General features: G+C 37.0%; 16 protein-coding genes. All 16 read right to left on the reverse strand.

Translation table 11 applies throughout. The features are described from left to right. Window positions 1–32: 32 nt before the first annotated feature. Window positions 33–1052 carry a UDP-glucose 4-epimerase GalE gene (gene galE, locus GA0116959_RS09005; protein ID WP_092720330.1) on the reverse strand — a complete coding sequence of 340 codons (1020 nt, stop codon included), beginning with the start codon at window positions 1050–1052 and terminating at the stop codon, window positions 33–35. Continuing rightward, on the reverse strand, window positions 1045–2721 hold the full coding sequence (gene pgi, locus GA0116959_RS09010) for a glucose-6-phosphate isomerase (RefSeq protein ID WP_092720332.1): 1677 nt from the start codon (window positions 2719–2721) through the stop codon (window positions 1045–1047). The genes galE and pgi overlap by 8 nt, the downstream gene beginning before the upstream one ends. After that, window positions 2721–3977: a UDP binding domain-containing protein gene (locus GA0116959_RS09015; protein ID WP_092720334.1), complete on the reverse strand. Its 1257-nt coding sequence runs from the start codon at window positions 3975–3977 to the stop codon at window positions 2721–2723. The genes pgi and GA0116959_RS09015 overlap by 1 nt, the downstream gene beginning before the upstream one ends. Window positions 3978–3990: 13 nt before the next feature. Then, window positions 3991–4866, reverse strand: coding sequence for a UTP--glucose-1-phosphate uridylyltransferase GalU (gene galU / locus GA0116959_RS09020; RefSeq protein ID WP_092720336.1), 876 nt, complete (start codon window positions 4864–4866; stop codon window positions 3991–3993). Between the two features lie 25 nt (window positions 4867–4891). After that, window positions 4892–6766, reverse strand: coding sequence for a polysaccharide biosynthesis protein (locus GA0116959_RS09025; protein ID WP_092720468.1), 1875 nt, complete (start codon window positions 6764–6766; stop codon window positions 4892–4894). Window positions 6767–6887: 121 nt separating this feature from the next. After that, complete coding sequence (locus tag GA0116959_RS09030) at window positions 6888–8057, reverse strand: DegT/DnrJ/EryC1/StrS family aminotransferase (protein WP_092720338.1); 1170 nt, start codon at window positions 8055–8057, stop codon at window positions 6888–6890. Window positions 8058–8087: 30 nt separating this feature from the next. After that, complete coding sequence (locus GA0116959_RS09035; protein ID WP_171256896.1) at window positions 8088–8744, reverse strand: NeuD/PglB/VioB family sugar acetyltransferase; 657 nt, start codon at window positions 8742–8744, stop codon at window positions 8088–8090. Continuing rightward, complete coding sequence (locus GA0116959_RS09040) at window positions 8737–9357, reverse strand: sugar transferase (protein ID WP_092720342.1); 621 nt, start codon at window positions 9355–9357, stop codon at window positions 8737–8739. The genes GA0116959_RS09035 and GA0116959_RS09040 overlap by 8 nt, the downstream gene beginning before the upstream one ends. Next, window positions 9358–10500, reverse strand: a complete 1143-nt coding sequence (locus tag GA0116959_RS09045; protein WP_092720344.1) for a glycosyltransferase family 4 protein — start codon at window positions 10498–10500, stop codon at window positions 9358–9360. Continuing rightward, the gene (locus GA0116959_RS09050) at window positions 10500–11654 is read right to left on the reverse strand and encodes a hypothetical protein (RefSeq protein WP_092720347.1); all 1155 of its coding nucleotides are present in this window, start codon (window positions 11652–11654) and stop codon (window positions 10500–10502) included. The genes GA0116959_RS09045 and GA0116959_RS09050 overlap by 1 nt, the downstream gene beginning before the upstream one ends. Before the next feature lie 63 nt (window positions 11655–11717). Beyond that, entirely contained in the window at window positions 11718–12812 is a 1095-nt protein-coding gene (locus GA0116959_RS09055; protein WP_092720349.1) for a glycosyltransferase, read from the reverse strand. Further along, entirely contained in the window at window positions 12809–13927 is a 1119-nt protein-coding gene (locus tag GA0116959_RS09060) for a glycosyltransferase (RefSeq protein WP_092720351.1), read from the reverse strand. The genes GA0116959_RS09055 and GA0116959_RS09060 overlap by 4 nt, the downstream gene beginning before the upstream one ends. Before the next feature lie 36 nt (window positions 13928–13963). Then, a complete protein-coding gene (locus tag GA0116959_RS09065; RefSeq protein WP_092720353.1) occupies window positions 13964–14515 on the reverse strand; it encodes an acyltransferase in 552 nt (183 codons plus the stop codon). 78 nt (window positions 14516–14593) lie between these two features. Next, the gene (locus tag GA0116959_RS09070; protein ID WP_244878584.1) at window positions 14594–15190 is read right to left on the reverse strand and encodes an acyltransferase; all 597 of its coding nucleotides are present in this window, start codon (window positions 15188–15190) and stop codon (window positions 14594–14596) included. Continuing rightward, window positions 15187–16356 carry a lipopolysaccharide biosynthesis protein gene (locus GA0116959_RS09075; protein WP_244878585.1) on the reverse strand — a complete coding sequence of 390 codons (1170 nt, stop codon included), beginning with the start codon at window positions 16354–16356 and terminating at the stop codon, window positions 15187–15189. The genes GA0116959_RS09070 and GA0116959_RS09075 overlap by 4 nt, the downstream gene beginning before the upstream one ends. A gap of 2 nt (window positions 16357–16358) precedes the next feature. Next, window positions 16359–17381, reverse strand: coding sequence for an NAD-dependent epimerase/dehydratase family protein (locus GA0116959_RS09080; RefSeq protein WP_092720358.1), 1023 nt, complete (start codon window positions 17379–17381; stop codon window positions 16359–16361). Between the last annotated feature and the right edge of the window lie 19 nt (window positions 17382–17400).

The following is a 17400-nucleotide window of genomic DNA, read 5'->3' on the forward strand; positions in this document are numbered from 1 at the left end:
TGGGAGCTTGCGCTCCCATTTATAGATCTTCTTTAATTTTGATAACCATTTGGATTATGCTTTTGCCAATTCCAACTATCGACCAACATATCTTCTAAGTTATATTGCGGTGTCCAACCTAACTCTGCAACTGCGCGTGTATTGTCTGCAAAAGAGGTTGCTACATCACCTTCACGGCGTGGCACAATTTCAAATGGAATGGTTACACCATTAACTTGTTCAAACGTATTTTTGACTTGCAATACAGATGAACCATTACCTGTACCAATATTCCAAGCACGACACCCCTTCGCCTTTAAACGGTTATTTAAGGCGCACAAATGCGCTACTGCCAAATCCACCACATGAATATAATCACGCACACCAGTCCCATCAACCGTATCGTAATCCTGACCAAAAATTGATAATTTATCACGACGCCCAACTGCCACTTGAGTTACGTAAGGCATCAAATTATTTGGAATTCCTTGAGGGTCTTCACCAATTCGACCACTTTTGTGTGCACCGACCGGATTGAAATAGCGTAATAATGCAATTGACCAACGCGCATCTGCAATTGAAAGCTTCTGTAAAAGTTGCTCGATGATGAGTTTGGTATACCCATAATTATTACTTGGCATGCCTGTCGGCATATCTTCATTTAATGGTGAACGATTGGCTTCATCATACACTGTCGCAGATGAGCTAAAGACTAAATTAAAAACACCTGCCCGCTCCATTGCTTTGACCAAGCTCAGAGAACCTGCAATATTATGATCAAAATACGTCAATGGAATGTGCTGACTTTCTCCCACTGCCTTTAAACCAGCAAAGTGAATGACCGCATCAATCTGATGTTGTGTAAAAATTTGATCTAAAATATGTCCATTCCGAATATCACCCTCAACGAAAACCAAAGCTTTCCCTGTCAGCTCTTGCACACGGTGCAACGATTCTTCAGCACTATTCGACAGGTTATCCAACACAACAACTTCATGTGCAGAATTTAATAATTCAATACAGGTATGCGAGCCAATATAACCTGCACCGCCAGTTACTAGAATTTTAGCCATGTGTTTTTCCTAATAAGATTTGGATTAAACCTTGAGTCGACGCATCGAGACTGGATAGATCTTCACTCTCACCATTTAAAATGGGCAAAAGCTGATTGGCGATATCCTTACCTTTTTCTACGCCCCACTGATCGAAAGGATTAATATTCCAGAGCACGGATTGTACGAAAACTTTATGTTCGAACGAAGCAATCAACATGCCCAAGCTATAAGGATTTAATTCATTTAATAACAGCGTACTGCTCGGCTGATTACCTGCATACTGTTTATAAAGCGGTAAACATTCTCGTTCGACCTGATCTAAAGCCTGATGACCAAATGCCAATAAACGCGACTGTGCCAGACAATTAGACAAAGCCAAATGATGCTGCTCAATTAAAGCATCGGCATTTTCCACGTAGGTAAACTGATTGGTATTATATCGCTGTATAGGCGCAATAAAATCACAACTGACTGCTTGCGTACCCTGATGCAACAATTGATAAAACGCATGCTGAGCATTAGGTCCTACCTCACCCCATACAATCGGACAGGTATCTAAAATGACTTTTTCGCCTGTACGCTGAATCGACTTACCATTCGACTCCATTTCCAATTGTTGTAAATAAGAGGCAAAATATTTTAGACGACCGTCATAGGGCAGTACGGCATGCGTTTGAATATCGAGAAAATTATTATTCCAAACACCCAACAAACCCATTAACACTGGAATATTTTGATTTAAAGGTGCACTTTGGAAATGTTGGTCAATGGCATAAGCACCTGCCAAAAATTGCTTAAAACCTTCTACGCCAATGGTCAAAGCAATTGGCAGACCAATACAAGACCACAGTGAGTAACGCCCACCGACCCAATCCCAGAGTAAAAACTGGTTTTCGGGCGCAATACCCCATTCAACCATTTTTTCTGATTTGGTCGAGACACCGATAAAATGATGTTTAAGCGTTTCTGGTTGTGTACCCAAGGATTTCTCTAGCCATAATTTGACGGTCTGCGCATTGGATAAAGTATCAATTGTGACAAAAGATTTGGATGAAATAATAAAGAGTGTGGTTTCAGGGCGTAATTTATGCAACAATTCTGAAAGCTGACTCCCATCCATGGTCGAAACAAAATGTACATTCAGCGGCTTGGTCGTGGCGTGTTTAAAATCAGACAATGCCTGGGTCACCATTAAAGGCCCCAAATCAGAGCCGCCTACACCAATATTGACGACATCCTGAATCACCTCACCCGTGGCACCGCGATATTGCCCAGCATGAATTTTTTCTACCAAGTTGAACATGCGCTGTAATTGCGCATGTACCTGTTGTGACAGTTCACTATGTACCAAATCATGTTCAGGTAAGCGCAATGCCCAATGCATAGCCGCACGCTGCTCGGTATAATTAATCTCATGTTCTGAAAATAATATTTGAATCCAAGCCGCTAAATTTTGAGTTTCTGCAAATTCAATTAAAGCATTCAGGATATTTTGATCAATCCGCTGTTTACTATAATCAAAGAACAACTGATCAAATTGCACGGAAAAATGATCAAAGCGTTGCGGATTTTGTTCAAATAACTGATTTACATGCATCGATTGAAATGAATGACTTAATTCATTTAAATGCGCCAAAATGCTTTGATTGTTTTGAATAGCAGGAAAAGAATGAGATGTTTTTTGCATTATCGTCCAATCCCCATATAGGCAAAACCTTGCAGTTTCATGTATTCAGGGTCGTAAATATTACGACCATCTAAAATAAGTGGATGCAACATGGTTTGATGTAGCCTATTGTAATCTGGACTCCAGTATTGTTTCCATGCGGTCAACAAACATAGCGCGTGTGCACCCTGAACTGCTTGATATTGATCGTGACATAATATCAAATCATCACGTTGCCCATAAAGTGCTTCTATTTCAATTAAAGCTTGCGGATCATGTAATCGAACTTTAACCCCTTGTGCCCATAAAGCATTGAGCATCATGTGAATCGGTGATTGCTGAATGCGCGAGGTATTTTCCTTAAAAGAAGCCCCCCAAATGGCCACAGTTTTATCTTTTAAATCACCATGAAAGTAATTCCACAATTTTCGGAACAACAGCTCTTTTTGTTGTTCATTAATGTCCCAAACTTGGGCCAACAACTGACTTTTTACCCCAGTACCAGAGACGGTATTGGCCAAAGTCAAAATATCGTGTGAAAAATTTTCACCCCCAAAACCTGCTCCAGGACTTAAATAAGACAGTCCAATCCGATTATCTGCTGCCATGCCCTGCTGTACATGGGCAATATCAATATTTAATTTTTCAGCCACGACGGCCAAATCATTGATGTAACTGATACGGGTCGCCAACATGCCAGAAATACTCAGTTTAGTAAATTCGGCATCTAAAATCGGCATAAATAAGTATTGCTGCTCAAGTGGGAATAAAGGACGCAATAATTCTCGAACTTTGACTTGAACCTCGGCTTGGCTACAACCGACAATCAACTGTTTGGCTTGGGTCACACTGGCCAAAGCATTGCCTTCCTGAATGGTGTCAGGTAAATACACCCAATGGTCTTGTGGAAGCAAGGTGCTAAAGTTTTCAGTCCCCTGTAAACCTAGTGTGGAGGCATTGATCATGAGTTTAGGATGAATGATTGCACGTTGCTGCAATTGCAACAAAACATGCTGTCCAAGATGCTGATCGGTAGGACTAAAACTAAATAAATAGGCATCCAAATCTAAGGGTAAAGCGCTAAAGTCACAATACTGAAGAAAGCCCTGAGCCAATTGTTTTTCCAATAAACGCTCGACTGATTCATCTTGAAAATAACGTTGAATGTGCTGTGAATCTTGAAAAATATTACACCAGTACACTTGATGACCGCACTCTGACAACAACGCAGCCATCACTCCCGCATATAAAGTTTTTCCAAATACTGCAACTTTCATGCTCGCACCCTGTCTATAATGCCAACTCTTGAATCAAAGCTTTAAATTCTGTACCCAATGTTGGATGTGCCACACCATAATGTAATACTGCTTTTAAATAACCCAATTTATTGCCACAGTCAAAGGTCTGACCTTTCATACGATAAGCCTCGACTTGCTCAGTGTGTTGCAACAAAGCAATCGCATCGGTCAATTGGATTTCATTGCCGGCACCTTTCGGCGTTTGCTGCAATAACTGCATAATTTTGGCAGGTAAAATATAACGCCCGACGACAGAGAGATTAGACGGTGCATCTGCTACATCTGGTTTTTCCACAATGCTCTGCATCGTGACACTTTCACCTTCGGCAGGAAGTGTTGCAACATCAACAATGCCATACTGATCAACCAAATGCTTCGGCACTGCTTCAACCATAATTTGTGCGGTTTGTGTCTGCTGAAAACGTTGAATCATTAAAGACAAATCATTTTTTTCATTCGTATCTTTGACCAACACATCAGGTAAGAGCACCGCGAAGGCATCATCACCGACAAGATCTTTAGCGCAAAGTACCGCATGCCCCAAACCTAAAGGTTGTGCTTGGCGCACACTCACTACAGTGACATGAGCAGGCAAAATTTCGGTAATTTCTTTGAGTAAATCGAATTTTTTCTTTTGTTCTAAACTGTTTTCCAGTTCAAAATTACGGTCAAAATAATTTTCAATCGACGCTTTTGATGAATGCGTGACCAAAATAATTTGCTCAATCCCTGCGGCGATTGCCTCTTTTACCACATACTCGATAGCAGGCCGATCGACCACAGTCACCATTTCTTTCGGAATCGATTTACTGGCAGGCAAAAAGCGAGTTCCTAAACCGGCCACTGGAAGAATCGCTTTTTTAATCATTTCTGTACCTAGCTAGTTGTGCCTTTTAATTGACTTTAATTTCTTTGCCGCGATGGTAACCATCAACATAATATTCCAATTGTGCCAAGGCCCAATTCACATCATCATCGACAGCAGTTAATAGATACATCTGATCAAAAACTGTAATCAACTCATCTAAAGGATAATGCTTTTCAATAGACCTTAAAATACGACTATGTTGCGTAATTTCAGTATCTTCATGATCAATCAATAATTCCTCATACAGTTTTTCACCTGGGCGTAAACCTGAATATTGAATTTCAATATCACCAGTTTTTGAATCTTGTTCACGCACCTTTAGACCACTGAGCGAAATCATTTGACGGGCTAAATCCTGAATACGAACAGGCTCTCCCATATCAAGTAAGAACACATCTCCACCTTCACCCAATGCTCCTGCCTGAATGACCAACTGTGAAGCTTCAGGAATGGTCATAAAATAACGCGTTACATCGGGATGGGTCACCGTAATGGGGCCACCTTTGAGAATTTGTTGTTTAAAGAGTGGTACCACCGAACCTGAGGAACCCAACACATTACCAAAACGCACAATACTGACTTGAGTTTGATCCTGTGCTTCCGCCATGGCTTGGCAATATAATTCTGCCATACGTTTCGATGCGCCCATGACATTGGTTGGGCGTACGGCCTTATCTGTAGAAATTAAAACAAAGGTTTCTACACCTTTTTTAACGGCCGCATTTAAACTAAAAGCAGTTCCAATCGAATTATTCTTCAGTCCAGCCAGTGGATTACATTCCACTAACGGCACATGTTTATAAGCCGCAGCATGATAAACCGTTTGTACTTGATATTGTTCAATAACGCGTTCAAGTTTTGGCTGATCAAGCACCGTTCCCAATATAGGCACGATTTCAATTTCGGTATTTAATTTCAGTTCTTTATCAATACTGTATAAGGCAAATTCGGTCAGTTCATAAATGACCAATTTTTGAGGTTTATTTTTAATAATTTGACGACACAGTTCTGAACCAATCGAACCGCCTGCACCTGTGACCATCACTACTTTATTGAAAATATTTTTGGCCAATAACTCTTGAATAGGTGGAACTGGGTCACGCCCCAGCAAATCAATAATATCCACTTCTTGAATATCTGAAACTCGAATTTCGCCATCCACCAGTTTGGTTAAACCTGGAATTTCAGTAATTTTGAGGTGTGCTGGTTCTAAGAATTTAACAATTTCGCTTTTTCTGACCCGACCCACCGAAGGCAAGGCAATCAGAATTTCATCGACTTGTTGTTTGGCAAATAACTTGAGTGCATAGGCTGGACTATAAACTTTGAGCCCCCCCATCATTTGACCAAACAAAGAGGCATCATCATCAATAAAAAACACGGGTAAGTGTTCATTCGAGCGGTATAAAGCTGCAGCCACTTGCTGCCCTGCATAACCTGCGCCATAAATTGCGACACGTTTACGTGGAACATCAGATTGTAAGTATGATTTTACAATGGCACGAATAATGCCACGACTCACCCAAATCCAAGCAAACATCATAAAACCAAACATGAGAGGAATGGAAGTAGGAATAAAAGCATGAGTACAATAAGCGATCGCGTACAAACCAACCACGGTTAAAGTGGTTGCAAATGCCAGTTTGGCAATAAAGACTTCGTTAAAAGTACGGACAATAAAGCGATAAACACCACTGATAAAAAGTGCAGCCACCGCTAAAAAACTGACCCACAATGAGCCAAAAGCAAGGTTAGGGACGACTTCTGCACCTAAATTAAACTCACGGATAACAAAGCATAGCCAAATCAAAATAGGGAAAACAACAAAATCTAAAGCAACTAAAAAAATTTGCTTGGTTTGTCTAGGTGCTGCCGCAAATGGAACAATAATTGATTTCACAGGAAAACTTCTTTTTTTCAATTTGGCTATTTTATCTAGATGAAAGCATGATTTCTTCATCTAGATATCCAACATCGAATTGGTTTATTTCATTTAATAAGGTCATATAAACCCATTCAGTTTACAGCTGGCTCATTACATGCTGAATGGCCTTAACCGTTTTATGCATACTGTCCAGACTTAAAGTTGGATGCACGAGGAACATTAAACTGGTTTCACCTAGTTTCTGAGCATTTTCCAATCGTTTTTCAGGTCTCCAGTGTGTACCATCAAAAGCATGCTCTAAATATACTTCTGAACAAGATCCACTAAAACACGGTACGCCTGCGGCATTAATCTCTTGCATAATTCGGTCGCGCGACCAACCTTCAGGTAAGGCTTCAATATTGACCTGTACATAACATTTATAACATGCATGCACATAATCACCTAAATGACGATGGACTGTAAAATAAGGACTCTGCTCAAAAGCACTTAAAATCATTTCCGTATTTTCAGTACGTTTTTTGGTCCATTCTGGCATTTGAGTCAGTTGAATGCGTCCGATCACCGCTTGCATTTCCATCATGCGCCAGTTGGTGCCAAATGAATCATGTAGCCAACGGAATCCAGGTGGATGCTGCTTGTTATAAATGCTATCAAAATTTTTCCCATGGTCTTTATAGGACCACATGGTTTTCCACAAACTTTCATCATTAGTGGTGACCATACCGCCTTCACCACCTGTGGTCATAATTTTATCTTGGCAAAATGACCATGCACTAATATGACCAATCGAACCTGCTGGCTTACCTTTATACTGTGCGCCATGTGCCTGTGCGCAATCTTCAATGACATATAAACCTTTTTGCTGCGCAAGCTGCATAATCGGATCCATATCACACATCCAACCCGCCAAGTGAACACAGATAATGGCTTTGGTATTGGGTGTCAGTACAGCCTCAATCGTTCGGGCTGAAATATTTTGTGAGTCCAGTTCAACATCTGCAAAAACAGGATTAGCGCCTGCTGTGACGATAGAACTTGCTGAGGCTAAGAATGTGCGTGAAGTAACAATCACATCATCGCCAGCACCAATGCCGAGTGCTTTGAGTGCAACATCTAAAGCCACCGTACCATTTGCCAGTGCAACTGCATACTTCGTTCCAGAAAACTCGGCAAATTCTTTTTCAAACTCACGGCACTCTTGCCCCGTCCAATAGTTTACTTTGTTCGATAGTAAAACTTTCGATACAGCATCTGCCTCATTTTGAGTAAAGCTTGGCCAAGGTTCAAATGCAGTGTTTAACATATTCATTTCCCAAATTAATTTTAAAAATCTTTATTTCTTCTCTAAAATGCGCGCAGGATTGCCAACCACTGTGGTTCCTGCTGCTACGCTCTTGGTCACAACCGCCCCCATTCCTACAATTGCACCTTTACCAATGACTAGCGGTTTTTCTGGCGTACCTTGTTTAATCACAGCACCTGTACCGATATAAACATGGTCTTCAATATGAATATTGCCGTTACACTTGACCCCAGGTGCAAAAGTGACATAGTCACCAATGATGCAATCATGTTCCACATAACTATATAAATTGGCATGAAAACATTTACCAATTTTAATATTAGAAGTCAGCGTTACAAAAGGGCTTAGCGCAGCACCTTCTGCAATATCGACTTCATCCATGAGCAAAGTATTATTTGCCTGTATAGACCATAATAGTATTTGGTCATGTTCCAGTTGCTGTGCAAGCTTTTCACGAATTTTACTATTTGCAATTGCAATTAATACATACTTATTGTTACTTGGTAGGGCTTTAAAAGCGCTATAACTTAAAGCAATATGACGATTGATGATCGTTTGTTCTGTTAAACGATCATCAATGAAATAAATATCAGACTGAATCCCCAAACGTTTCAAATGCTCTCTAGCCACTGGCATTAAGCTACGTCCACAACCTGAAGAGCCATAAATCGCATACATATTAGTCATGTTTTCGTTCATCAATCGTTGTTTTTGTACCCGTGAATTTAGTCATGGTTACCTCGCCTTCTGCACTAATATCATCTTTCGCTAGCACTTTATGTACAGTTTTAAACATGATTTTAAAATCAAGTAGTGTCGACTGGTTTTCAACGTACCATGTATCGAGTTTAAACTTTTCTTCCCAGCCTATCGCATTACGGCCATTGACCTGAGCATGCCCCGTCATACCTGGACGCACATGATGACGTTTGGCTTGTTCTGCATTGTATAAAGGTAAATATTCTGTAAGCAATGGACGTGGCCCAACCACACTCATATCACCTTTTATGACGTTCCAAAGTTCTGGCATTTCATCCAGACTTGTTGAACGCAACATTTTACCAAACGGCGTTAAACGTTCACTGTCTGGTAAAGGATTACCTTGAGCATCTACCGCATCTTTCATGGTGCGAAATTTAATCATTTCAAATGGTTTGCCATGTAAACCCGGACGTACTTGACGAAACAGTACAGGTGAACCTAAGTTCTTTTTCACTTTATAAGCGACAAAAGCGTATAAGGGCGAAAGGAGGATAAGGGCAATAGAGGCAATAATGATATCGAGTAAGCGTTTTAGCATTTAAATTAATTCCATCTCTTGCATCATATGTTTATTCACTTGGTTTACATCATACTTAGTTAAAGCAAGATCCCGTGAACGCTTACCCATTTTTTCTATAAGCTCAGGTTGTTTAATAAATTTTTCCATCGCTTCTACTAGACTTTCTACAGATTTAACTTCAACCAAAAAACCATTATCACCATTTATAACAGTTTCACGGCAACCAGGTGCATCTGTTGTAATAATTGCACGCCCCATGGCCATCGCCTCTAATACGGTTCTAGGTGTTCCTTCACGATATGACGGTAAAACATAAACTGAGCATTCTGCAATTGCAGGGCGAACATCCGTTAATTTACCCCAATATTTTACAGTTTCACTAGAAATCCATTTATCTAATTCAGGTTGTGTAATTGCAGATGGATTTTCATCAATCCAACCGACTAAATTAAATTCTACATCTGGATATTTATCTTTTATGATTTTTGCGGCTTTCGCATATTCTCTTACTCCTTTATCTACTAATAATCGAGCAATCAGTAAAAAGGAAATTTTAATTTTTTGATCAGGTGCTACAGGTAAAGGCAATACATTAAAGTCGGCAACATTTACCCCTGAGCCATTTACGACCACTACAGGAATATTAGTCTTGATTAGTTTTAAATCTTGAAATAGCTTTAAGTCATCTGGATTTTGAAAAAATACTTTATGGCTATGCGATAACGCTTGCTGATATAAACCATGCACGAGTTTTTGGAAAATACTACGCTTATTATTAGTTTCTACATTTTGGAAAGCATAGCCTAAACCTGTAATTAAGGCATAGCGACGTGGTACTTTTGTCAACCATGCTGCCAGTGTCCCATAGATCACAGGTTTAATCGTATAAGATAAAACATAATCAGGTTTTATTTTCTGTATTAACTTATAAATTTCGAACAAGGTTTTTACATCGGATATCGGGTTTGTGCCCGTACGTTGCATTGAAACTTTATGCAATTTATATCCTAAATTTTCAAGTTTCTGCCTTTCATTTTCAAACAATTCTAAATCGGGAGCTAAAATATGAATTTCAAAATCTTGAGCATGAATCTGCTCAAGAAGTTTCCCACGAAAATTTAGCACCGAAGGGAGAAAGCTAGAAATCATTAAAAATCTCACTATTTTTTATTTCCTATTAAGTTAATATTTTTCGAACCAATAATAGATAAAAATAGAAAAACTATAAATGGAATAAACATCCATTTTTGGCGCATAGCAATACCTAAATTTGCCGTAGTACTTGCCAAAACAATTAAAGAAAAATAAAAATATATCCACAAAAAAATTCGATTAGACTCAACAGTAGGTTTATTTTTTTTCAATATAGCCAAGCTACCCATAATAAAAATACATATTAAAATCAAATTATCTAAAGAAGCTAATAAGGCAAATACACTATGTGCTTCAAAAGGTAGAGGACGGAATAAATAAGTTACCATTTGCATGGGCAAGCTCATAGATGAAATGTCAACACTACTCCCCCCGCCTAAATTAGAATTTTGTCTTTTATCCACATACTGGTCTACGTCAGATAAGCCTTCAGCCTCACCCAAACCTATGTAATTAAGCATAATAGGAATAATTAAAGCAGTACATAAAGTACATATTAAGCCTAAAAATATTTTTATATATATTGTCGTTTTTTTATCAAAAATTAATGCAAAAATAAAAGAAATTGCTAAAATAGCTCCCATATGTGGACGCACTAAAAACATACAAAATATGCTAAATAATAATAATATTTTTCTTTTCTTAAAGTCTAATGCTGCCCACAATGCTAGTCCTATAGCCATAAATGAGATTGCATCTTTACCTAAAGCAGTTGTCCAAAAACTAACTGAAGGTAATAATAATAGAATCACTCCAAATAATTTTATACTTCTACTTTTATTATATGTTGCACTCTGAATTGCACTTGAAAATGCCAATAAACCTATATAGCCAAAAAAATTATTTATTAAAAAAAGGTCCACATATGAAAACCCCAAATTTGTAAAAAACCTAGTAAAAATAACAACAAAAGATGTACCAAAATTAAATTCTATTAATTCATCACTGATAGCCCTTTGATAATAAACAATTGAGTCACCACCTTGAGTTAAAGAATAATAAAGATATATAAAACAAAAAAAAGTATGCCAAAAAAATAAAAAACAACTTTTTTTAAAATTTACTTTAAAATACTCACAGATTTTCAATGAAATAATAATAAAAAAAGCAATTAATATTGGAGTCCACAAAAAATTTGACACTGGGTCAAAGTTAAAATACATTAGATCTGCACCATAAAAAAATTAAATTCATTTCGAAATTTCATGCGAACAAAAAAATTGATATCAAGTTTCCCAAAATTTTATATATTGCATTGCCACCCAATCAATAGAAAATTTCTTCTCAATTTTTTCACGTGATTTTTCTTTTAATTCTATTTTTTCATTTTCTGATAAATTATAATATTTTAAAATAGCATTTCTTAATCCGTGGGAATCTCTTGCTTTTACTATATATTCATTATTATCAACAATATATTTAGCATCACCTACGTCAGTGCTAATACAAGGTACTCCTGATGCCATAGCTTCTACTAATACATTTGGAAAACCTTCGGTGATTGATGTCATTAGAAAAACATCTATTGACTGATAAAAATTTGGCATATCTGAAATTTGATCAAGCAATTGGACTTTAGCAGCATCTAGTTGGTATTTTTCAAATAAGGTTTTTACTTTGTCATTATTTAAACTTGCTCCACTACCGACAATTTTAAAAATTATTGGCTCATCTTTGAGTTTTGCCATCGTTTCAAACAAATAAGGATAGCCTTTTGCTGTATGATAGCGTCCTGCAAATCCAACTACCAAAGGCTGATGCAATTTGGTATTCAGTTTAAAGTTATCTAAAAATACACCATTTGGAATTACCGTCGAATTCTGATTCTGAAAACCAAATTGTCGATGTTGAGTAAGTGAAGAATGTGCGCAGTAAATGATACCTACCGGTTTTCTAGCTAAAAATTTACTAACTACTAAAGCAGTTTTTGTACTAAGTGATTCTTCTTTTGGTGAGGATAGTGAATGATGAATACCCCAAAATATCTTCGGAGGATGTTTTAAACCCATCATGCTGATACTAGTTAAAATATTGGCATGATACATCCAACACTGCACACTTTTTGGTGAAAATTGTGATAGTAATTTGCGCAACCGAAATATCACTTGCAATGAATTTACACCATTCCAATCCAAAGCATAATATGATTTACAGCGTTCTAAAGTTGATTGATACACTTCTGAAGTTTTAATTAATGAAATAATCACATGCTCGAAGTCTCGCTCAGTTTTCTGAATCAAACGAGCTAGCATCATTTCTGCACCGCCCACGCCTGCAAAGTTGGTGATTACATGTACAATAATTTCTTTATTCTGAGTCATATAGATTGCTCCATCAAAGTCAAATAGCGAAACTGAACTTGTTGCTTGTTAAACTGCTGACAATGCTGTTCAAAATCCGTTTCGGAAAATTTTATGTACTCACCAAAAATTGCCTGTTGCATTGCTGCAACCATAGCAACTTGGTCATTACATGCCACCAATAGTCCAAATTTAGCATGCTCCAAAATCTCTATGGGGCCGCTAGGGCAATCAGTACTCACTACTTTAACTTTTGATGCAAGCGCCTGAATCAAAACGCCTGGTAAGCCCTCCCAATTAGAACTAAGCACAAATAATGAAGCATATTTAAAATATGCGTATGGATTGGAATCGAAACCAGGCAAGTCAACAGCATTGTTTATTCCAAGCTGTGACACTAATACTTCAAATTCATCACGCAACTCACCCTCGCCCAAAATAATTAAGCGAGTTTCAGGATAGTAGCGATGCAATTCTGCAAATGAACGAATGAGAAAGCCAAAATTTTTCGCTTCAGTTAAGCGACCTACTGCTATTATTACCCTGTTAACATCATTAATAAAACGATGCTTTACCGGTAAATTTAGCTTCTCAAAATACGCCTCATCCAGTACAGGGTTATAAATAGTGATTAAATTATTTCCAGAATAAGCATAGTATTCCCGAAAATCATTCAATACTCCATTTGAAACACAAACAACATGTTGCACTGAAGAATAGATCCAGTTAATCAGAAATTTAAATATCAATTTCTTTAAACCTGAGAGCTTCATATTTTTAGAGGGAGTTGACACCTCACGGAAAATCAATTTAGTTGTTACTTTTGCCATTTTCTTTGCAATACCACAGACAATATTGCTATGCGTCTGTGTTGCTATTAATACATCGTAATCTACGCGTTTTAATAAATTTTTAAGCGGTATAATCGCACTTATCACTCGTTTACAATCAAGATTAATCAATTGAATTTTAATACTAACTTCTGGTAAAAGCTTTGCTTTCTCTCCATGCAAGTTGCAGACTACTAAATCAATATCTAAACCTTGCTCCGCAAAACTGTTTGCTAGCTGAATGACCGTGCGCTCCGCACCTCCACCACCCAATGTGGGTAAAAAGAACATGACTTTTTTCAACATAAAGGATAGACCTTAGTGGATATATTAAGAACGAAATTATTCAGCATTTTTTTTTGCTTTTTGCAGCTCAATAGCAAGCTCTACACGCTTACGGTAATTACCAACTCCAGTAAGTTCAGAATCACTGGCACAGCTGATTTCAATTTTAGCGTGAAAATCGTTAAAACTAGAGACCACTCTGGCTGGTACACCAACTACTACACTATTATCAGGAATATCCTTAGTGACCACCGAGCCTGCGCCAACCACTACGTTTGATCCAATATTAATACCAGGCATAATAATACTATTAACTCCAATAAATACATGGGAACCAACAGTGATCGGTGCAAAACGTTGATAGCGTTTGCCTTCTGAATTTTTAACTAAACACGTACTCCCATCATGAGTAATAAATTTAACCCCTGAAGTCACAGTGACATCATCACCTATCGAAATTAAGAAAGGCTCAGAACCCCAATTTTTAATATAAATTCGACATTGTTCACCTACTTTTACTCCTTTTTTTCGAGCAAAAGCTATGCTACCTTTTCTCAAAAAATAAATTAAATCAAAAAAGATAGTTAAAATAGATTTTATTAATCCCATATATAACCTTAATAATTATAAACTAGCGCAAGTTATCAATTAATAATTAAATTCATTAATAGCATCTGAATATACATATTATTTATTTAATTTTTTAGCAGGAATACCAACATATACTCCAGACTCATTCAGTTTTTTTGTAACTAAACTGCATGCCCCGATTACAGAATTATTTGAAATATAAGCACCATCTATAACTGTTGTACGGGCTCCCAACCAAATATTTTCACCTATGTAAATTCCTTTCTTACTAATACCTTGCTCCCTCATTAATATATTTATTTTATCAAAGTTATGATTACTTGAAATAATAATAGTTTGAGTACCAATACGAGTATTATTTCCTATTTTAACGCCACCACAACCATTAATAAAAGACTTAGAGTTAATACTAACATCATGTCCTATTTCAATTGCCCCACCAAAGCACTTTATATAACAACTTTCACCAATAAAACTATTATCGCCTATAGTAAGTAATGCGCCTTTTTCAACAATGATCGTTGCATCATCACCAATATAAACATTTTTACCAATTTTTACCTTCCCAGTAATTTCTAGCTTTGTACGTTTTCCAAAGTATTTAAATTGACTACCAAATGCGCAGTTATAGATGATTTTTCGGCAAAATGCAGAGAACCAATTGAACAATTTAAAAAATTTAAAAAAAATCACTTTGGATCTCTCCATACGACATAAAAAATGGAAACATTGTAAAAAATCAACGAAATAGGTAATGCAATTAACATATAAAGCTTATTACTTATATACAAATACAACAGACCAAAAATAATAAATTTGATCGCAAGTTCAGCGATTTGAAGCCTAAACAACACTTGGCTATTTCGTTTTGCAATTAAATATGCTGAACTGGGCGGGTTACAAAATACTGCCCAATAACCCAAAGCTAAAATTTTAAAATAAAGTGAAATTCCTACCCATTCTTGCCCAAAAATCAACAGATAGATAGATTCAGGCAGAACAAAGAAAATTGCAAAAAAAGGCAAAGAGACTAAACTTAAAAAGATAGTACTTTTTAACGCTTCACGTGGAGTCTCTTGATTTTTAAACTTACGAATAAAAAATTGTCGAACAGTTTGTGAGATTAAATTAATTGGCATACGCAAGGTACGTTCAACAATTGAATAAAAACCAACTGCTTGATACCCAACAAAATGCAATACAATATAGTAAGGTAAATTGTGTGAAAAGCTGTTTAATAATGCGTGCGGAGTATTGGCAAAAATAAAATCTTTATAGTTTTTGTAGCTCTTCCAACTCACTTGATATAACTGATTTATCACAATATATACCAATATAGTCAAAATCATCACAACTGAGCTAATAGCATAACTATTTACTAAACTAATGCTCAAAAATATTGGTAAACCCAACTGCATTAAAACTACAATTAAGCTTCTAAAAATATTTAAGCATGCGCAGAAAAACTCTGCCTCATGTGCAAATTTATAATTATAAACACTTTGAACTAAACTATTGGCTAACACTCCAAAACAAATAGCTAGTATAGTCATCCAATCAAAAAAAATGATCAAACCTGCTGAAGCAAACACGCAAAAAATCAATGAAAAAACAGTGCCTTCAAAAATCAAACTTTTTTGATCAACATCATCTGCAATAAGTTGAGCTTGATCTAAACGTAAATTGGAAATCGTTGAAAGTACACTAACTACAGCAAGTGCCACACCATAGTGACCAAAATCATGAATAGAATAAAGACGTGTTAAAAAAGGAAGTGCGATAAATGTAATTATCGCACCTATTAATAAACTGGATGTAATTAGTCCAATCGATTTATATTTTGCAACAAGCGTTTGCATGCTCATGTCAGATTTTTAACATACCATTGCATAACAACTTGAATTCCCGCACCAATTTTAAATTTTGGATCATAACCTAAAGATGTTTGGATCTTTTCAATACTAGCCTGAGAGTGACGTACATCCCCAGTGCGAAACTCACGGTATACAGGTTCTTTGGTATAAATCACGCTATTTTCATTTAAAGCACTTTTAATCGCATTAAATAAAACACTTAAAGTCGTACGATCACCTACAGCCACATTATAAACTTGATTTTTTGCATCATCAGTTGCCGTTGCAGCTAAAATGTTGGCCTGTACAGTGTTTTCAATAAAACAGAAGTCACGACTAGTTTCACCATCACCATTAATAAACACATCGTCACCCGCAATGATGGCCGCTGTCCATTTTGGAATAACCGCTGCATATGCGCCATTTGGATCTTGTCGCTTTCCAAATACATTAAAGTAACGTAAACCAATCGCTTTAAAACCGTAGGTACGTGCAAATACTTCAGCATAAAGCTCATTTACATACTTTGTGACTGCATATGGCGAAAGTGGACTACCTATATTTTCTTCCACTTTTGGCAATGCTGGGTGATCACCATAAGTAGAACTACTTGCAGCATAACTAAAGCTAGACACTTCTGCATCACGGGCAGCTGTAAGCATATTTAAAAACCCACTGATATTGGTTGCATTCGTCGTCAGTGGGTCTGCAATTGAACGTGGTACAGAACCTAAAGCTGCCTGATGCAAAACATAATCCACACCAGCACAAGCTTTTTGGCAATCTTCAAACTTCCGAATATCACCTTCCATAAATTTAAATTTTGCCCATTGCTCGACAGAAACTAAACCTTGTACTTCATCTAGGTTGTACTGATGACCAGTTGCAAAGTTATCTAAACCTATTACTTTTTGGTCTAATTTTAATAAAGTCTCTAATAAGTTAGAGCCAATAAAACCAGCCACACCTGTGACTAACCAAGTTTTAGGTGCTTGTTTTAATTGCTTACATACCGTTTCATATTGGCCCATACTTACTTATTCCTTATTT

The organism is Acinetobacter albensis (genome assembly GCF_900095025.1).
GTDB lineage: Bacteria > Pseudomonadota > Gammaproteobacteria > Pseudomonadales > Moraxellaceae > Acinetobacter > Acinetobacter albensis.